Annotated in this window: 13 protein-coding genes and 1 pseudogene; 5 read left to right on the forward strand and 9 right to left on the reverse strand. The window is 71.0% G+C overall.

What is annotated here, in order from left to right:
- Positions 1 to 54: 54 nt before the first annotated feature.
- Complete coding sequence (locus A5745_RS15015; protein WP_076064507.1) at positions 55 to 1,077, reverse strand: PDZ domain-containing protein; 1,023 nt, start codon at positions 1,075 to 1,077, stop codon at positions 55 to 57.
- A 94-nt stretch (positions 1,078 to 1,171) separates the two neighbouring features.
- On the opposite strand from A5745_RS15015, the gene A5745_RS15020 reads away from it, so the two are divergent.
- Complete coding sequence (locus tag A5745_RS15020; protein WP_076116957.1) at positions 1,172 to 2,533, forward strand: zinc-dependent metalloprotease; 1,362 nt, start codon at positions 1,172 to 1,174, stop codon at positions 2,531 to 2,533.
- Positions 2,534 to 2,535: 2 nt separating this feature from the next.
- Here A5745_RS15020 and A5745_RS15025 read toward each other — a convergent pair whose 3' ends face one another.
- A complete protein-coding gene (locus A5745_RS15025; RefSeq protein ID WP_076116959.1) occupies positions 2,536 to 2,811 on the reverse strand; it encodes a hypothetical protein in 276 nt (91 codons plus the stop codon).
- 318 nt (positions 2,812 to 3,129) lie between these two features.
- Between A5745_RS15025 and A5745_RS24730 the strand changes: the two genes are divergently transcribed.
- The 3 genes from A5745_RS24730 to A5745_RS15040 all read left to right on the forward strand — a co-directional run bounded on the left by A5745_RS24730 (position 3,130) and on the right by A5745_RS15040 (position 6,485).
- Positions 3,130 to 4,125 (forward strand): hypothetical protein, encoded by a 996-nt coding sequence (locus A5745_RS24730; protein WP_076116960.1) that lies wholly within the window; start codon positions 3,130 to 3,132, stop codon positions 4,123 to 4,125.
- Between the two features lie 98 nt (positions 4,126 to 4,223).
- Positions 4,224 to 5,081 (forward strand): cyclodehydratase, encoded by an 858-nt coding sequence (locus A5745_RS15035; protein WP_076116962.1) that lies wholly within the window; start codon positions 4,224 to 4,226, stop codon positions 5,079 to 5,081.
- Positions 5,082 to 5,141: 60 nt separating this feature from the next.
- The gene (locus tag A5745_RS15040) at positions 5,142 to 6,485 is read left to right on the forward strand and encodes an AarF/ABC1/UbiB kinase family protein (RefSeq protein ID WP_076064512.1); all 1,344 of its coding nucleotides are present in this window, start codon (positions 5,142 to 5,144) and stop codon (positions 6,483 to 6,485) included.
- Here the strand turns inward: A5745_RS15040 and A5745_RS15045 are convergent.
- From A5745_RS15045 to A5745_RS15050, 3 genes and pseudogenes are all read right to left on the reverse strand, one after another.
- Positions 6,482 to 6,748 (reverse strand): WhiB family transcriptional regulator, encoded by a 267-nt coding sequence (locus A5745_RS15045; protein ID WP_076064513.1) that lies wholly within the window; start codon positions 6,746 to 6,748, stop codon positions 6,482 to 6,484. The two genes, A5745_RS15040 and A5745_RS15045, sit on opposite strands and share 4 nt — an antisense overlap.
- Positions 6,745 to 7,049 (reverse strand): annotated as a pseudogene (locus A5745_RS24735) (hypothetical protein); the annotation flags it as partial. The pseudogene A5745_RS24735 and the gene A5745_RS15045, both read right to left, overlap by 4 nt.
- Before the next feature lie 115 nt (positions 7,050 to 7,164).
- Positions 7,165 to 9,270 (reverse strand): ATP-dependent DNA helicase UvrD2, encoded by a 2,106-nt coding sequence (locus A5745_RS15050; RefSeq protein ID WP_371336957.1) that lies wholly within the window; start codon positions 9,268 to 9,270, stop codon positions 7,165 to 7,167.
- A gap of 120 nt (positions 9,271 to 9,390) precedes the next feature.
- Between A5745_RS15050 and mrx1 the strand changes: the two genes are divergently transcribed.
- The gene (mrx1, locus tag A5745_RS15055) at positions 9,391 to 9,642 is read left to right on the forward strand and encodes a mycoredoxin Mrx1 (RefSeq protein WP_076064515.1); all 252 of its coding nucleotides are present in this window, start codon (positions 9,391 to 9,393) and stop codon (positions 9,640 to 9,642) included.
- A 12-nt stretch (positions 9,643 to 9,654) separates the two neighbouring features.
- Here the strand turns inward: mrx1 and nudC are convergent, their stop codons facing one another.
- From nudC to A5745_RS15075, 4 genes are all read right to left on the reverse strand, one after another.
- Positions 9,655 to 10,587 (reverse strand): NAD(+) diphosphatase, encoded by a 933-nt coding sequence (gene nudC / locus A5745_RS15060; RefSeq protein WP_076116966.1) that lies wholly within the window; start codon positions 10,585 to 10,587, stop codon positions 9,655 to 9,657.
- A gap of 49 nt (positions 10,588 to 10,636) precedes the next feature.
- The gene (locus A5745_RS15065) at positions 10,637 to 11,707 is read right to left on the reverse strand and encodes a TrkA family potassium uptake protein (protein WP_076064517.1); all 1,071 of its coding nucleotides are present in this window, start codon (positions 11,705 to 11,707) and stop codon (positions 10,637 to 10,639) included.
- 75 nt (positions 11,708 to 11,782) lie between these two features.
- The gene (locus tag A5745_RS15070) at positions 11,783 to 15,079 is read right to left on the reverse strand and encodes an ATP-dependent DNA helicase (protein ID WP_076116967.1); all 3,297 of its coding nucleotides are present in this window, start codon (positions 15,077 to 15,079) and stop codon (positions 11,783 to 11,785) included.
- Positions 15,076 to 18,219 (reverse strand): ATP-dependent DNA helicase, encoded by a 3,144-nt coding sequence (locus A5745_RS15075; RefSeq protein ID WP_076116969.1) that lies wholly within the window; start codon positions 18,217 to 18,219, stop codon positions 15,076 to 15,078. Before A5745_RS15075 ends, A5745_RS15070 begins: the two co-directional genes overlap by 4 nt.
- Positions 18,220 to 18,288: the final 69 nt, after the last annotated feature.

The following is an 18,288-nucleotide window of genomic DNA, read 5'->3' on the forward strand; positions in this document are numbered from 1 at the left end:
TCGATGTGGCGACAACAACTCTACGCATTGCGCGACGTGCGATCCCGGGCTCGCCTAGCAGGTCGGCGGCTGACCCCCCGTCTGGATCGCGTGCAGCGCGTCCACCGCTTGGTTGAGGGTCTCGACCTTGATCAGGCGCAGGCCGGACGGATTGTCCGAACTCGCCTCGTAGCAGTTCTTCGCGGGCACCAAGAAGACTGTGGCGCCGGCCGCGTGGGCGGCAACCATCTTGTGGGTGATGCCGCCGATCTGGCCGACCTTGCCGTCGGCGGAAATGGTGCCGGTCCCGGCGACGAACGTCGAACCGGCCAAGTCACCGGTGGTGAGCTTGTCGACGACCGCCAGACTGAACATCAGTCCCGCGGAGGGCCCGCCCACATTGGCGAGGTTGAAGTCCACCACAAACGGCGCCCACGGCGCGTCGAGCACCGCGACACCCAGGAAGCCGTAGTCGCGATCTTTGTTTGTGCCCAGCGTGATCTGAGCTACCCCCGCGGGCTCGTTCTTGCGGCGGAAGTCGATCGTCACCACCTGGCCGGGCTTGGTGTTCTTCATCAACCCCGTGAATTGCTCGACGTTGGCGACCGGGGTGTTGTTGACCGCGTCGATGGCGTCGCCGGCCTTCAGCTTGCCCGCCGACGGACCGGGATCGTTGACCGTCGCGACGGTCACCGCGGGCGCGTACTTCAGGTATCCCAGCGCGGCGTAGGCGGCGCTGTCCTCGGACTGCTTGAAATCGGCGTTATTGGCCTTGTCCACGTCTTCGCGCGACTTGCCCGGCGGATAGACGAGATCGCGCGGGATCAGTTGTTCCTGCCCCGACAACCACAGGGTCAGCGCTTCACCCAGGGTCAGGTCGTCGCGCTGCGACACCGTCGTCATGTTGAGATGACCGGTCGTCGGGTGTGTTTGCGTGCCCTCGATCGCGACCACCTGCTTGCCGTCGACCTCACCGAGCGTGTCGAACGTGGGCCCGGGGCCCAGCGACACGAACGGCACCGTCACCACCGCGAGCAACACACCGAAGGCCACGATCGGGACCAGCGCGACCATCAAGGTCAGAATCCGCCTGTTCACGCCGCTACACTATCGGGGCCCTGCCGCGGCGGGTTCAGCTGTAAGCATGACCGCAGACCGCGCTTTCCCTTCGACCGGTGAGTACCGTTGAGTTATGGCTGACCTGCCTTTCGGCTTCTCCTCTGGAGATGACCCCGACCCCGAGAAGCGCGGGAAGAACGATCCCGAGTCCGGCGCGTCCAACCCGCTGGGCGCCTTCGGCATGAGCGGCGATTTCAACGTGGGCGACCTGGGGCAGATCTTCACCCAGCTGGGTCAGATGTTCTCCAGCGCCGGCACCATGACACAGGGCGGCGAAGCGGCGGGTCCGGTCAACTACGAACTGGCCCGGCGCGTGGCGACAAGCTCGATCGGGTTTGTCGCGCCCATCCCGGCGACGACGAGCTCGGCGATCGCCGACGCGGTACACCTCGCCGACACCTGGCTGGACGGCGTCACCGCGCTGCCCGCGGGCACAACTAAGGCGGTGGGCTGGACGCCCAGCGACTGGGTGGACCACACGCTAGACATCTGGAAGCGGCTCTGCGACCCGATGGCTCAACAGATTTCGACGGTGTGGGCGTCCGCGCTGCCCGAGGAGGCCAAGAGCATGGCCGGCCCCCTGCTGGCGATGATGTCGCAGATGGGCGGCATGGCGTTCGGCTCGCAGCTGGGACAGGCGTTGGGCCGGTTGTCCCGTGAGGTGCTGACGTCGACTGAAATCGGTCTACCGCTGGGACCCAAGGGCGTCGCCGCGATCCTGCCCGATGCCGTCGAATCGTTCGCCGCCGGGCTGGAGCAACCGCGCAGCGAGATCCTGACCTACCTGGCCGCACGGGAGGCCGCACACCATCGGCTGTTCAGCCACGTGCCGTGGTTGTCCAGTCAATTGCTGGGCGCCGTGGAGGCCTACGCCATGGGGATGAAGATCGACATGACCGGTATCGAGGAGCTGGCGCGCGACTTCAATCCGGCCACCCTGTCCGACCCGGCCGCCATCGAAAACCTGCTCGGCCAAGGCGTATTCGAGCCCAAGGCGACGCCCGCCCAGACTCAGGCGCTGGAACGGCTCGAGACGCTGCTCGCGCTGATCGAGGGCTGGGTGCACGTCGTGGTGACCGCGGCGCTGGGCGACCGGATTCCGGGCGCGGCCGCACTGGCCGAGACGCTGCGCCGGCGCCGGGCCAGCGGCGGGCCGGCCGAGCAGACGTTCGCCACTTTGGTGGGCCTCGAGCTGCGGCCGCGCAAGCTGCGCGAAGCCGCCGCGCTGTGGGAGCGGCTGACCCAAGCGGCCGGCGTGGACGCCCGCGACGGCGTCTGGCAACACCCGGACCTGCTGCCCAGCGGGGAGGATCTCGACGAGCCGGCCGGCTTCATCGACCGTGTCATCGGCGGGGACACCAGCGGCATCGATGAGGCGATCGCCAAGCTCGAGGACCCCGACGCTGAAGACCCCCGCGGCGGTGCTGGCCGCTAGGGTCAGGAACCGGCCTCTCCGAGCAGGCGTAGTCGGGCCGCCGCTATTACCGCCTCGGCTTCAACAATGACTGCTTCTGCTGCCGCTGCTTCGGCTTCTGCTGCCTCGGCTTTCGCTGCCTCGGCGCGGTGCGCCGCGTCCCCGCGAGCCACCGCCAGCACGTATATCAACACCCCGGCGCAGGCCACGACGGACACCACCGGCCCCGCTGCGGCGGTCATGATGAACGCAAAGGAGAAGCTCGTAACAATGAGCCAGATAAGCCTTCTCAGCATCATGGACGTTAAGTCGGCTGGTACCGCATTGACGTTACCTAGGACGTCCCTGCCGACGTCCCTGCCGACGGGGTGACGTGCTACCGCCAGGCGCGCGGACCAACGCGCGAGCGAGGCGGGACCATGCTCTCCCTAGGACACGGCACGCAGCGCTGGACGACCACCGCCAGCTAGTGGGAAGCTCTGAAGGTGGTCAAGCACGCGAGCCCACACGCTGCCATCGAGCCGGGCGACGCTGTGCCAGTACCTCCGCGAAGGAAAGGGATCACGCGGTCTCCGAGCGCGATTATTAGATGGCTGGATCGCGATCCGTGGGTCGCCGTGGCGCTCGTGGTGCCGATGGCGATATTCCTCGTAGGCGCATTGATCGGGCATCCATTTCTGTTCGTGTTCGTGCTGCCGCTGGCGCTGACCGTGCTGGCCGGCATGGCTTTCGTCGTGATGGATTTGTACAAAGGGGCCGAGCGAAAGCTGGCGCGAGCGGAGTTGGAAGCCGAGGAGCGGACACGGGCCCAAGCCGCCGAAGCCAAAACTCTGGCCACGGAAGCCAAAACCCTGGCCGCCGAAGCACGGGCACGAGCACAAGCCGCCGAAGCCAAAGCTGTCACCGCCGGGGCCAAAGCCGTGTCCGCCGAAGCCGAAGCTATCGCCGCCGAAGCCAAAGCCGTCACCGCCGAAGCCGAAGCGCTGACCGCCGAAGCTCTGACCGCCGACGCGCGGGCACGAGCAGAGGCCGCCGAAGCCGAGGCTCTGAACGCTGAGGCTCTCAAGGCCGAAGCGCGGGCACGGGCAGAGGCCGCCGAAGCGGCCGCGCTGAACGCCGAAACACGCGCGCGAGCACTAGCGGCCGATGCCGACGCTCTGACCGCCGAAGCGCGGGCGCGAGCGCGGGGGCGGGCAGAGGCCGCCGAAGCCGCCGCGGTGGCCGCCGAAGCGCGGGCCCGAGCGGAAGCAGCCGAAGCCGCCGCGCTGGCCGCCGAGGCCCGGGCCCGAGCGGAAGCAGCCGAAGCCGAAGCGCTGGCCGCCGAAGCCCGCGCCCGAGCACAAGCGGCCGAAGCCGCCGCTCTGAACGCCGAAGCCCGCGCCCGGGCGCAAGCCGCCGAAGCCGCCGCTCTGACTGCTGAAGCACGGACGCGGGCGCGGGCGCGAGCAGAAGCCGCCGAAGCCGCCGCGCTGGCCGCCGAAAGGCGGGCCCGAGCCGAAGCCGCCGAAGCCGCCGCGCTGAACGCCGAAGCCCGGGCGCGAGCCGAAGCCGCCGAAGCCGCCGCTCTGGCCGTCGAAGCGCGGACGCGAGCGATCCGGCTGCGAGCTGCTTGAGGCGGAAGCCGGGGCGGGAGACCAACAGCGCGGTGGCGCGGCGGTTCTGTGGATAACTGAGCCGGCCGTTGGCTCCCGGCGTGGCACAGTCTGAACTCATGCCGCGGGCCGCGCCTTCTCTGTATGCGTTGGACCCGGCGATGCCAGTGCTGCTGCGGCCCGACGGCGCGGTTCAGGTCGGCTGGGACCCGCGCCGGGCCGTGCTGGTACGCCCGCCGAACGGCCTGGCCGCGGCCGAGTTGGCCGCGCTACTGCGGTCCATGCGATCACCGATACCGATCGCCGAGCTGCAGCGGCAGGCCGCCGACCGCGGGCTAACCGACGCCGACGGTCTGACCAGCCTCGTCGCGCAACTGGTCGGCGCGGGTGTGGCGACCCGCGGCCGCCGGCAGTCCGGCGGGCGGGCCGCGTCGATCCGGGTGCACGGTCGCGGCCCGCTGTCGGACCTGCTGGTGGAGGCGCTGCGCTGCTCGGGGGCCCGCATTGCGCACAGCAGCCAGCCGCACGCGACCGTGTCGCCCGACGCCGTCGACCTGGTGGTGTTGTCGGACTACCTGGTCGCCGACCCCCGGATGCTGCGCGACCTGCACTTACAGGGAGTGCCGCACCTCGCGGTTCGGGTGCGCGACGGCACCGGGCTGGTCGGGCCGCTGGTCATCCCCGGCGTGACCAGCTGCCTGGGCTGCGCCGATCTGCATCGCAGCGACCGCGACGCCGCGTGGCCGGCGATCGCGGCTCAGCTGCGGGAGACCGTTGGCGTGGCGGATCGGGCCACGCTGCTCGCGACCGCGGCGCTGGCGCTGAGTCAGGTGAACCGGGTGATCGCGGCCGTGCGCGGGCAGGCGGCGCCGGACCCCGAGCCGCCCCAGGCGCTCAACGCGACGCTCGAGTTCGATCTGCATGCCGGCGCGATCGTCGCGCGCCGGTGGACTAGGCATCCGCTGTGCTCGTGCTGACGGATCTCCCACACGCAGCGCCGGTGTTACCCAGATCAACACCGCGGGGCCCGAATCGTCATGGATGATGGGGGTGTGTCAGATATCAAACGCGGCCGTGCTGCGCGCAATGCGAAGCTGGCCACCATTCCGGTCGGGTTCGCCGGCCGGGCGGCGCTCGGGTTCGGTAAACGCCTGACCGGCAAGTCGAAGGACGAGGTCCAGGCCGAGTTGCTGGAGAAGGCCGCCCACCAATTGTTCACCGTCCTGGGCGAGCTCAAGGGCGGTGCGATGAAGGTGGGTCAGGCGCTCTCGGTGCTGGAGGCCGCGATTCCGGAGGAGTACGGCGAACCGTACCGCGAGGCGTTGACGAAGCTGCAGAAGGACGCCCCGCCGCTGCCCGCCGCCAAAGTGCACCGGGTGCTCGACGCGCAACTCGGCACCAAGTGGCGCGACCGGTTCAGTTCGTTCGACGACACGCCGGTGGCCTCGGCCAGCATCGGCCAGGTGCACAAGGCGGTGTGGTCCGACGGCCGCGACGTGGCCGTCAAGATCCAGTACCCGGGCGCCGACGAGGCGCTGCGCGCCGACCTCAAGACGATGCAGCGGATGGTCGGGGTGGTCAAACAGCTCGCGCCGGGAGCCGACGTCCAGGGCGTGGTCGACGAGCTGATCGAGCGCACCGAGATGGAACTCGACTACCGGCTGGAAGCCGACAACCAGCGCGCGTTCGCCAAGGCCTACGAAGGCCACCCGCACTTCGCGATCCCGCATGTCGTGGCCAGCGCCCCCAAGGTGGTGGTCCAGGAGTGGATGCAGGGCGTGCCGATGGCCGAGATCATCCGCCACGGCACCGCCGAGCAGCGCGACCTGATCGGCACCCGGCTGCTCGAGCTCACCTTCGACGCGCCGCGCCGGCTGCAGATGCTGCACGGCGACGCGCACCCGGGCAACTTCATGCTGTTGCCCGACGATCGGATGGGCGTGATCGACTTCGGCGCCGTCGCGCCGCTGCCGGGCGGGTTGCCGATCGAGCTCGGGATGTCCATCCGGTTGGCCCGCGACAAGAACTACGACTTGCTGTTGCCGACGATGGAGAAGGCCGGGTTCATCCAGAAGGGCCAGCAGGTGTCGGTGCGCGACATCGACGACATGTTGCGCCAGTACGTCGAGCCCATCGAGGTCGAGGTGTTCCACTACACCCGGAAGTGGCTGCAGCGCATGAGCGCCATCGAGATCGACAAGTCGGTGTCGCAGATCAGGACGGCACGGCAGATGGACCTGCCGCCCAAGCTCGTGATCCCGATGCGGGTGATCATGTCGGTGGCCGCGATCCTCTGCCAGCTGGATGCCCATGTGCCGATCAAGGCGCTGTCGGAGGAACTGGTCCCGGGTTTCGCCGAGCCCGACGCGGCCGTCGTCTAAGCGGCAACGTCTTTGCGCGGGCGTCCGCGCGGGCGTTTGAAGCTCACGATCGAGCCCCGCTCGAAGATCTCGCCGCCCCAGACGCCCCAGGGTTCGGCGCGTTCCAGCGCCGCGGTCAGGCACTGACGCCGGATCGGGCAGCTCGCGCACAGCGCCTTGGCGCGCTCGAGGTCGGCCGGCGTCTCGGCGAACCACAGGTCGGGATCTCCGGCGTGACACGGCAACGCCGGCCGCGGCGGTCTGGGGACTGTCGATGCCGACATGTCCTTCTCACCTGCTTCCTGGTCTGGTGGATGTCTGGGATTGATCCGGACCAGGTAGGGAGGCTGTCGACCCTACAAGTGTGGCCACGGATCCTGGTGACTTCGGGTCCGTGGCCATTCGGCGAAAATCGGGCGGGTTACGTTGCGCTTACGTATGACCCCGATCCACGGACACGTCAGTCGCGGTGGCGGCGGCGCGATGCTTGACCGCGGCCGCCTGGGTAGCGGTGTGAGCGGCATGGGAGGTCCCCGCGGTCAGCACCGCGCCGGCCACGGCTACACCGAACGTGTTGTGGATCATCGTGGCCACCTCCTCCCGCTTGGACGCTTACCAGCCTTCAGCCGGCAGCAGAATGCGTGTTTCGAGGGTAAATGGTAGCCGACGACGGTGACAACCGATTTTCTGACCTGCGTGTTTAGCCGCGGGCGCGCACCAACCCCAGCACGTCCGGCCCGTATTGCTCGAGTTTGCGTGCGCCGATGCCGGGGATCGCGACCAGGGCCGCCTCATCGGCGGGCAGCGCCTCGGCGATCGCGATCAGCGTGTTGTCGCTGAAGACGATGTATGGGGGCACCTTCTGTTCCCGCGCGAGATCCAGCCGCCACGCCTTGAGTTGCAGCAACAGTTCCTCGTCGATGTCGGCCGCACACGTCTCGCAGCGGCGCAGCATGACGGCCGCCGGGGTGGTCAGGTCGTTGTTGCAGATCCGGCAGCGGGTGGGGACGCCCTTGTTGCGCCGTGATCTGCTCGGCGCGGGATCGGGCCGCGCCTGCGGCGCGATACCGTTGAGGAACCGCGACGGCTTGCGGCTCTGGCGTCCGCCCGGGTTCCGCGCCAGCGCCCAGCTGAGCGCCAAATGCATTCGGGCCCTGGTGATTCCGACGTAGAGGAGGCGGCGCTCCTCCTCCACGGGTTCGCTCTCGGCGCCGTGCGCCAGCGCGTGCGAGATGGGCAGCGTGCCGTCGGCCAGCCCCACGAGGAAGACCGCATCCCATTCGAGTCCCTTGGCGGCGTGCAGCGAGGCCAGCGTCACGCCCTGCACCACCGGTGGGTGCCGCGCGTCGGCCCGCATCCGCAGCTCGGCCAGCAGACCGGGGAATTCCAGCTGCGGATTGTGCGCCACTTCGTCGTCCACCAGCTGGACCAGCGCGGTCAGCGCCTCCCAACGATCTCTGGCGCGCGTTCCCACCGGCGGTTGCGCCGTCAGGCCCAGCGGTTCCAGGATGGCGCGCACCACGTCGGGCAGCGGTCCATCTTCGCTGTTTTCGAAGCCGCGGTCGGCCGCGCGCTGCAGGGCCAGCAGCGCCTGCTTGATCTCCTGGCGGTTGAAAAATCCCTCGCCGCCGCGAACCTGGTAGGCGATGCCGGCTTCGGTCAATGCCTCCTCGTAGACCTCGGACTGCGCGTTGACCCGGTAGAGCACCGCGATTTCGGCGGGCGCCGTGCCGGATTCGATCAGGTTGGTGATCGATGCCGCCACCGCGGTGGCCTCGGCCGTTTCGTCGGGATGCTCGTGAAACGACGGCGCCGGGCCCGGGGCCCGCTGGCCGGACAATTGCAGCTTGCTGCCGGCGACGCGGCCGCGGGCCGCGGCGATCACCTGGTTGGCCAGCGACACCACCTGCGGGGTGGACCGATAGTCGCGCTCCAGCCGCACGACCGTGGCGTCGGGATACCGGCGCGAGAAGTCGAGCAGGAAGCGCGGCGAGGCCCCGGTGAACGAATAGATGGTCTGGTTGGCGTCGCCGACCACGGTCAGGTCGTCGCGGTCTCCCAGCCACGCCGAGAGCACCCGCTGCTGCAGCGGGGTGACGTCCTGATACTCGTCGACCACGAAGCAGCGGTAGCGATCCCGGAACTCGTCGGCCACCGCGGCGTCGTTTTCGATCGCGGCCGCGGTGTGCAGCAGCAGGTCGTCGAAGTCGAGCAGGGTGACCGCCTCGTCGCGGGTCTTGAGCGCCTCGTACGCGGAGTAGACGGCCGCGACCTGCACGGCGTCCAGCGGGATGTCCCGGGCCGCGGCGGCCACCGCGGCGGCGTACTCCTCGGGGCCGATCAGCGACGCCTTGGCCCACTCGATCTCACCGGCCAGGTCGCGCACGTCGTCGGTGCTGACGTTGAGCCTGCTGCGGCTGGCCGCCCGGGCCACGACGGCGAACTTGCTGTCCAGCAGCTGCCAGCCGGTCCCGCCGACCACCCGGGGCCAGAAATACCGCAGCTGGCGATGCGCGGCGGCGTGAAAGGTCAGGGCCCGCACGGCGCCGACGCCGCAGCCGCTCTGCGTGGCGGCGTCGAGCGTGCGCAACCGCGACCGCATCTCCCCCGCCGCCCGCTGGGTGAACGTGACCGCCAGCACCTGCCCCGCGGCGACATGGCCACTCGCGACGAGCTGGGCGATCCGGTGCGTGATGGTGCGAGTCTTGCCCGTTCCGGCCCCCGCAAGCACACAGACCGGTCCGCGCGGGGCCAGCACGGCTTCGCGCTGCTCGTCGTCGAGCCCGGCGGTCAACGGGTCGGTCATGGTCGGCACGGGGACCATTGGCATGGCGTCCATTTTGGCAGCGATGGCCGACAAACCAGGTGCATCGCCACGCTGGGAGTCGCTTCGGAATTCATCGTCCCCGCGCTACGTTAACGGGCTATGACCAACGCGGCGATTACCGTTTACACCACGTCATGGTGCGGCTTCTGTCACCGGCTCATGACGGTGCTCAAGTCCAATGGGATCCCCTACGACGCGATCGACATCGAAGAGGACCCGGCGGCGGCGGAATTCGTCAGCTCGGTCAACGGCGGTAACCGCACGGTGCCGACGGTGAAGTTCGCCGACGGGTCCACGCTGACGAACCCGAGCGCCGCCGAGGTGAAAGCCAAGCTCGCCGAAGTCGGCTAGGGCTCAACCCGCCTAGCCGGTAATCTCGGCCCAGGATTCGATGATCACGCGGGCGATCGAAATCGACCCGGGCAGAAGCAGTTTCGATTCCTGAGACTCGGCGCTGCTCCAGTCGCCGGCCGCAAGCGCGGCACGGACCTCGTCGCGGGTGAACCATGCCGCCTCGGCGATCTCGCCGTCGTTGAACGAGAAACCCTCGTCGGGGTCGGCCACCGCGTGGAATCCGACCATGAGCGAACGGGGAAACGGCCACGGCTGGCTGCCCAGGTAACGCACCTCGCGCACGTGCAGGCCGATTTCCTCCTTGATCTCCCGGGCGACGCAGGTTTCGAAAGACTCGCCCGCCTCGACGAATCCGGCCAGCAGCGAGAACATCCGCTCGGGCCACACCGCCTGGCGGGCCAGCACCGCGCGGTCAGCCCCGTCGTGGACCAGACAGATCACGGCGGGGTCGATGCGCGGAAACTCCTCGTGACCGGTGACCGGGTTGACGCGTGACCAGCCCCCTCGCGACGGCCTGGTCGGCGAGCCGTCCACCGCGCTAAACCGGGCGCTGTCATGCCAATTCAGCAGCGCAATGGCCGACGACACCAGTTGACTGCTGGTGTCGTCGAAGATAGGCCCGAGACTGCGCAGGTTCACCACCTCGGCTTGCACGCCGGGGTCTTCGGGCGCTTGCAGCGCGCCCCGGATCGCCCAGACATGCCGGCCGCCCTCGATGCGGCCCAGGAATACCGCGTCAACCGGGGGCTTGTCGGCCAGCTCGGCCGCGGCGCCCAGCACCACCCGGCCGTCGGCGACCAGCACCTGGTTGCGCGAATCCACCCGCAGCAGCGCCGCGTCGGCCCAGCCCGCGGTGGCCGCATCGACATCGGTGCGCAACTGATCGGAGCGGTCCGCGCCGACGCGCGAGAGCACCGGAACGTCCCGCAGCTGGAACTCCACGTAGTCTCCTGCCGAGTCTCCTGCCGAGCCTGCTGGCGGCGAGCCGCCGCTAACGTCCCACGTCGCGGATGTAGAGCAATCGGTCGGTGGCCTCGATGGCGTCCGCCTCGGGCGCGCCGACCCGCAGCAGGTGGCCGTCGCGCACCACGCCGAGCACGATGTCGCGCAGATGCCGTGGGGATCCGCCGACTTCGGTCTGCTCCACCTCGCGCTCGGCGATCACCATCCCGGCGTCCGGCGTCAGCAGATCCTCGATCATCTCCACGACGCTCGGCGTGGTGGTCGCGATCCCGAGCAGCCGGCCGGCGGTCTCCGAGGAGACGACCACCGAGTCCGCACCCGATTGCTGCAGCAGGTGTGAATTCTCGGCCTCCCGAATGGAAGCCACGATCTTGGCCTTGGGCGCGATCTCCCGCGCCGTCAACGTCACCAGCACGGCGGTGTCGTCGCGGCCGGTGGCAACGATGATCGACGACGCGTGTTGGGCCCCGGCCAGCCGCAGCACATCGGATTTGGTGGCATCCCCGTGCACGGTGACCAGCCCGGCCGTGGCGGCGTGCTCGAGGGCGCTGCGATCGGGGTCGACGACGACGACCTCGCCCTGGGCCTCGTCGTCGCTAATCATCGCGGCGACAGCCGTTTTCCCCTTCGTGCCGTAGCCGATGACGACGGTGTGGTTGCGCACTTTGTTCCTCCAACGCTGAATCTTCCACGCCTGCCGGGACCGCTCGGAGAGCACCTCGAGCGTCGTGCCGACCAGCACGGCCAAGAACGCGATTCGCAGCGGCGTGAAGATCACGGTGTGAACCAGGCGCGCGGTCTCGGTGTAGGGGGTGATGTCGCCGTATCCGGTGGTCGACAGCGACACCGCCGCGAAGTAGACGCAGTCGGCGAATGTCGGCGGCTCGCCGCGCACGTCGCGGTAGCCGGTGCGATCGAGGTAGACAATGACGGCCGCGCCGAACAACACCACCAGCGCGATGGCCACCCGCCGCGCGATGACCCGCACGGGACTGCCGTGTTCTTCGGGGATGCGCAAAACGCCGACCAGCAGATGACCGGGCTGGGCGGTCAGCGTCTCGTCGAGCCCCCTCAGACGCTGCGACCTACCCTTTTGCACGGCGGTCCGTCAATTGGATTAACCCCACGCTCAACCCCACCCGCAGGCCTGGTACACGCCTCAAATGTAACCACGTCAGCCGGTCAGTAGCAGCCCGGCCAGCTCGGTGGGCTCGGGCAGTTCATCGGGAACGAGGGTGACGCCGGTGCGCACGTAGTGGAAGGCGGTGCGCACCGACGATTCCGGGCATCCCGACAACGCCGCCCACGCCAGACGGTAGACGGCGAGCTGGACGGCGGCCTGCCGCAGGGCTTCCGGCCCACGCGGGGGCTGGCCGGTCTTCCAGTCCACCACCGTGACACCGCCGTCGGGGTCGGCGAACACCGCGTCGATGCGGCCGCGCACCACGGTCTCGCCGATCGGCATCTCGAACGGCACCTCGACGGCGACCGGTGTGCGGGCGGCCCACCGCGAGCTGGTGAACGCCGCCTGCAACGCCGCCAGCTCCCGGGTGTCCCCGACGTCCGAGTCGGCCGCACCCGGCAGGTCGGCGAGGTCGAACAGCCGCTCGGCGCCGTAGAACTGCTGCACCCAGGCGTGAAAGGCGTTGCCCAGCAGGGCATGTGGATCGGGCCGCGCGGGCAGCCGATGCACCAGCCGCTGCGCCGCGCCCTGCGGGTCGCGCGCCAGGTCCACCAAACCGCTGACCGACAGCTGGCTGGGCAGGGCGCGGGCGGGCGGACGCGCCGAGCGGGCGCGCTCGGCCAGCAACGCATCGACGTCGGCGGCCCAGCCGTCGACGTCGGCACCGGCCGCGACCGCACCGGCCGACATGGCCTCGGCCACCCGCGCCGCGCCGCGTTCGACGTCGCCGCGCCGTGAGGCGAGCGGGTCCGCGGGCCAGATCGCTTCGACGACGTTGTCGCGCAGCGGGTTTCGCTCACCATCGGGCGGCGCCGGCGCCCAGTGTTCCACCACCCCGCACGGCTCGCCGGCTGCGGTGGAACGGTCGATGATGTCCTTGATTTCGCACAGGAAGTCCGACGGGCCCCGGGGTTTCATCCCGGTGGGACCCCAGTGGTGGCCGGACAGCAACAGGGTGTCGGCGGCCCGGGTGATGCCCACGTACAGCAGTCGGCGCTCCTCGTCGACGCGCCGTTGCTCGAGGTGGCGGCGGTGCTGGGAGATCTTGTCCGACAGCTGCTTTCGGTTGGTGACGTCCGAGGTGTCGAGCACGGGAATGCCCAGTGTGCCCGCGGAAGCGCGGTCCCCGCGCAGCAGCGGCGGCAGCTCCCCGGCGTCGGTGAGCCAGCTGCTGCGCGACGCGGTCGACGGAAAGATTCCGCCCGACAGGTGTGCCACCGCCACCAATTGCCACTCCAAACCCTTCGCGGAATGCACGGTGAGCACCTGGACCCGGTCCCGGGCGGCCGTCAACGGGGCGGGGGCCAAGCCGTTTTCGACCACCTCGGCCGCGTCCAGGTAGGCCAGCAGACCGGCGACCGACGCCGCCGCCGTCACGTCGGCCGCCGTGGCCCGCGTTCGCTCGGCGTAGCCGGCGACCACGTCGGCGAAGGCGTCGAGGTGTTCGGCGCCGGCCCAGCCGTCGCCGACCCCTGCGGCGGCCCGGGCTTCGCAGTCGACGCCGAGCACCCGCCGCACCTCGGCGACCAGGTCGGGCAGCGAATGCCCGAGGTGCGCGCGCAGGGCGCGCAGCTCGGCGGCCAGCGCGATGATGCGCCGATATCCCGCAACCGAATACGACCCGGCCGGCCCGGGATCGCCGATCGCGTCGGCCAGACACGCGGTGTCGGCGTCCGGACCCGCCGCCCGCGCGATCGACTCGGCCGAGGGCGCGTCGTCGGGGCGTCCCCCGCAAGCAGGTGGTGCCCCCAGTCCCGCCGCGAGGGCCTGCGCGCGCCGCCACAGCGCGGCAACGTCCCGCCCGCCGAGGCGCCATCGCGGGCCGGTGAGCACGCGCATCGCCGCCGCCCCCGCGGTCGGGTCGGCAACCAGCCGCAGCATCGCCACGACGTCGGCGACCTCGGGCACCGACAGCAGACCGGCGAGCCCGACGACCTCGACGGGGATGCCGCGGGCGCGCAGGGCGTCGGCCACCGGTGCGGCATCGGCGTTGCGGCGCACCAGCACCGCGGCGGTCGGCGGGCTGACACCCTCGGCGCGAGCCCGCTGGTAATGCCGGTGCACGTGTTCGGCGATCCACTCGCGCTCGGCCCGCGCGTCGGGAAGCAGCGCGCATGCGACGGTGCCGGGTAACGCGTCCGGGCGCGGCCGCAGCGCATGCACGGCAACCGACCGCCGCCGCGCCTCCGCCGAGATGGCGTTGGCCAGCTGCAGGGCGCGGGGCGGGTTGCGCCAGCTGGTGCGCAGTTCCAGGACCGGCGCGGGGGTGCCGTCGGCGTGGGGGAAGTCGGTGGTGAACCGAGGCAGGTTGGTCGCAGACGCGCCGCGCCACCCGTAGATCGACTGAATCGGATCGCCGACGGCCGTGAGCGCCAACCCGTCATCACAGCCTCCGCCGAACAACGCCGACAGCGCCACCCGCTGGGCGTGGCCGGTGTCCTGGTACTCGTCGAGCAGGACGACCCGGTAACGGTTCCGCAGGTCCACGCCGACCTGCGGGAAGCTCGCCGCCAGCCGGGCCGCCGAGGCCATTTGCATGCCGAAGTCCATGACGTTCCCGGCGCGCATGCGCTGGGCCAGCGCGTCGAGCAACGGCACCAGCTCGGCGCGCTCGGTCTGGGTGGCCAGCAGCCGCAGCAGCCACTGGCTCGGACCCCGCTCGCGCTGGTAGGGGCCCGCCGGCAGGGTATGGACCAGCCGCTCCAGCTCCACGTGGGTGTCGCGCAGCTGGTCGGTGTCCACCAGGTGTTCGGCCAGCTGACCCCACAACCGCAGCACCATCGACGTGACCGCGGCCGGGGTCTTGTCGGTGTGCAGCTCACCCCGATACCCGTTGACCACGTCGAAGGCCAGCTGCCACAGCTCGGTCTCGCTGAGCAACCGGGTGTCGGGCTCGACGGGTAACAGCAGGCCGTACTCGCGCAGCAAGGAGCCGGCGAAAGCATGGTAGGTGCCGACGGTCGGGCTGCCGGCCGGTTCGACGCCCGCCGGGCCTGTCGGGCCCAGGCCGATGCCGGCCAACCGGGCCAACCGGGAGCGGACTCGCCGCAGCAGCTGGCCGGCCGCCTTGCGGGTGAACGTTAGGCCCAGCACCTGGCCCGGGTCGGCGTAGCCGTTGGCGACGAGCCACACCACGCGCGCGGCCATCGTCTCGGTCTTCCCGGCGCCCGCTCCGGCGATGACGACCAACGGGCCCGGCGGGGCGGCGATCACCGCGGCCTGCTCGGCGGTCGGCGGGAAAAGCCCTAGCGCACAGGCCAATTCGTCCGGGCTGTAGCGCGCGTTCACAGGGCTGCCCCCTCGACATGGGCCGGGCAACACGGCCGCATCGGGCAGTGCGTGCACCCGTCGTTGCGCCGGGCGATGAATTGCGGCCCCGCGGTCGCGTCGGCCGCCGTGCGGACGAGGTCGCGCCATTCGTCGCGCGCGGCCGGCGTCAGCGGATCCTGCTCGCGTTCGACGGCCCCGCCTGCCCCGGTCTTGCCGATGTAGACCAGCCGCGCACCGCCCGGTTCGCTGCCGGCCGCGCCGATCATGCCCTCGGCCACCGCCAGCTGATACATGGCCAGCTGAGCGTGCTGCTGCGCGTCGTCCTTGCTGACCGGGGTTTTGCCGGTTTTGACGTCGACGATCACCAGCCGGCCGGCGCCGTCGCGCTCCAGCCGGTCGACCCGGCCGCGCAGCCGGACTTCGCCGCCGCCGTCGCACCGGGCGGGAAGCGCTCCGTCGACGTCGACCTCGACGCCGACCTCGCTCAGTTCGGCTCGGGTCTGCGCCCGCCACTCGACGAACGCCCGGATCATGCCGCGGTAGCGGGCCAGCTCGTTGGCCGAATGCCAGGGGGCGTCGAAGGGCAGCTGCTCCCACGCCCGTTCCAGCTCGGCCAGCAGTTGCGCTTCGCTTTTACCGGGCTCGGCGATCAGCGCGTGCAGCACCGAGCCGATCGTGGACCGCAGATCACGAGCGTTGGTGCCGCCGTGCCGTTCGGCGAGCCAGCGCAGCGGGCAGTCGGTGAGGGTCTGCAGCGTCGACGGCGTCAACGTGACCGGCTCGTCGGGGCCGCGGAGCGGGTCGGCGGTGCTGATCGGGGTGAGGCCCTGCCAGTCCGACGGGTCGGCGCCCGGCACACCCGCCTTCGCCAGCCGGGCCAATTGCGTTGCCGCACAATCGCGAGCTACGTCGTCCACGGCGCCGTCGGGTGCACACACGACGCCGCGCAATCGTCCCACCAGCGCGGCCGCCGACAACACACGCGGGGATGAAATCGGCTGCGCCGCAATGGGATCATCGGTAGCCCACTGTGCGATCTCGAAGAAGAACGCCGAAGGTAGCGCGGCGTCGTCGCCCGCCCCGCCCACGTCGCCGTCCACGGCGGTCACCAACAACGCCCGCCGGGCCCGGCCCATCGCGGCGACCAGCAGCCGGCGCTCCTCGGCCAGCAGCGGCGCGGTGGCCGAGGCGTCCTCGGTGATGCCGTCCAGCGCGTCGAGCAGCCGTTGGGTGCCCAGCACCCCGCCGCGCGGAATCGTGTTGGGCCACAACCCATCCTGCAGGCCCGCGATGACGACCTGATCCCATTCGTGTCCGAGCGCGGCGTGTGCGCTGAGCACCCTGACCTGTTCCGCCGTCGACGCCGGCTCGGGGTTGGCGCCGGGCAGCTGGAGCGCCTCGACGTGCTCTAGCAATCCGCGCAACGACGCGCCGGACGTGCGGGACACGTACTGATCGGTGACGTCGAACAACGCCGTGACCGCCTCCAGGTCCCTGGCGGCCTGGGCCCCGGCGGGACCGCCGCGCTCGCTGGCCGTGAGCCAGCGGCGTTGCAAGCCGGACCGATGCCACGCCGCCCACAGGGTGAAGCGCGGATCCTGGCCGTCGCGGTGGCAGCCGGCGGCCGCGTCCAGCACCGCACGGACCCGTCGCAGCGGGCGGGCGTGCACGCCGGAAAGCTGCGCATCGCTGCGCAGGGCGTCCGCCACCAGGTCCCCGAAATTTCCTGCCGCGCCGTCTGATCCGCGCTGCAGCGTTCGGCGCAGCTGCCGCAGCGATACCGGGTCGACGCGGCCGATCGGCCCGGTCACCAACGCCAGCGCCCGGTCGCCGTCGAGCCCCTCGGCGGTGGCGGCCAACACCGTCAACAGCGCCCGGGCCGCCGGCTCCTCGGACAACGACCCGCCGACCGCCGGTAGCGCCACCGGAACCCCGGCGGCGGCCAGGGCACGCTGCAGCCGCGCACCGACCCGGGGCACCGACCGGACGATGACTGCCATCTGCGACCACGGCACGCCGTCGACGAGGTGCGCGCGGCGCAGCGCGTCGGCGATTATCGCGGCCTCCGCGTGCGCCGAGGCGGCCACGCGCACCGCGACCGCGCCGCCGTCGGGCCCGGTGCCGTCGATCTGCCTGCCGCCGGTGCTGCCGGGCAGCCGCCGCGCGATGCCGCTGACGGCGCGCGCGATCGCGGGAGCGCAGCGATGCGATGCCGTCAGCGTCACCGACGGCGTGTCGCCGTCGAGCAGGCCCGCCGGTTCACCGCCGCGGAAGCCGAACACCGCCTGGTTGGGATCGCCGGCGACCAGCGTCAGCTCGGTTCCCGCCGCAAGCACCCGAACCAGCCGCGCCGCCTGCGGGTCGAGCTGCTGGGCGTCGTCGACCAACAGCACCCGCACCCGGGCGCGCTCGGCCGCCAGCAGCTCGGGATCGACCGCGAACGCCTCCAGCGCCGCACCCACGAGTTCGGCCGCGCCCAGCGCCGGCGTCGTCGCCTGCGGCGCCGCCATCCCGACCGCCGCCCGCAGCAACATCACCTGCTCGTACTGCTGGGCGAACTGGCCGGCGGCGCTCCAGTCCGGGCGCCGGCACCGGCGGCCCAGCCGCTGCAGCTCCTGAGCGTCCACGCCACGTTCGGCGCAGCGCGCCAACAGGTTTCGCAATTCGGCGGCAAAGCCGGCGGTGCGCAGCGCCGGCCGCAGGTGCGCCGGCCACGCGACCGCGGCGCCCGGACCGTCGTCGAGGTCGCCGGCCAGCAGTTCGCGAATGATGGCGTCCTGTTCGGCGCTGGTAACCAGGCGGGGCGGCGCGTCGCCGGCACGGTCGGCGGCCCGGCGCAACACCGCGTAGGCGTAGCTGTGCACGGTGCGGACCATGGGCTCGCGAACCGCGGCGCGGCGCGCGCCGGCGGTATGCGACCGCAGCAGCGCCCTCGTCAAGGTGCTGCGCTCCCGCATCCCCGGCCGGCCGGAACCGGTAAGCAGCAGAACCGATTCCGGATCGGCACCGGCGCCGATCCGAGCGGCCGCGGCATCGACGAGCAGGCTGCTCTTGCCGGTGCCGGGCCCGCCCAGGACGCGGATCACCCCGCGTGCGCCGGGCGCCAGCACGGCACCCGCGTCGGCGTCCCAGGCGAATGACCCCGACGTGAACGACATAGCGGCATGAGATCACGAGGGTCCGACAAGTCGGCCGCGCCCGCGGACCGCGACGGTCCGGCCTGGCAT

The sequence above is a fragment of the Mycobacterium sp. IS-2888 genome, assembly GCF_001954215.1.
Classification (GTDB): domain Bacteria; phylum Actinomycetota; class Actinomycetes; order Mycobacteriales; family Mycobacteriaceae; genus Mycobacterium.

What these genes read in the sequence shown, in the direction of transcription:
- A5745_RS15020 (WP_076116957.1), top strand. Translation starts at nt 1,172, where the DNA reads ATGGCTGACCTGCCTTTCGGCTTCTCCTCTGGAGATGACCCCGACCCC.
- A5745_RS15025 (WP_076116959.1), bottom strand. Translation starts at nt 2,811, where the DNA reads ATGATGCTGAGAAGGCTTATCTGGCTCATTGTTACGAGCTTCTCCTTT.
- A5745_RS15035 (WP_076116962.1), top strand. Translation starts at nt 4,224, where the DNA reads ATGCCGCGGGCCGCGCCTTCTCTGTATGCGTTGGACCCGGCGATGCCA.
- A5745_RS15040 (WP_076064512.1), top strand. Translation starts at nt 5,142, where the DNA reads ATGGATGATGGGGGTGTGTCAGATATCAAACGCGGCCGTGCTGCGCGC.
- A5745_RS15045 (WP_076064513.1), bottom strand. Translation starts at nt 6,748, where the DNA reads ATGTCGGCATCGACAGTCCCCAGACCGCCGCGGCCGGCGTTGCCGTGT.
- A5745_RS15050 (WP_371336957.1), bottom strand. Translation starts at nt 9,270, where the DNA reads ATGACCGACCCGTTGACCGCCGGGCTCGACGACGAGCAGCGCGAAGCC.
- mrx1 (WP_076064515.1), top strand. Translation starts at nt 9,391, where the DNA reads ATGACCAACGCGGCGATTACCGTTTACACCACGTCATGGTGCGGCTTC.
- A5745_RS15075 (WP_076116969.1), bottom strand. Translation starts at nt 18,219, where the DNA reads ATGTCGTTCACGTCGGGGTCATTCGCCTGGGACGCCGACGCGGGTGCC.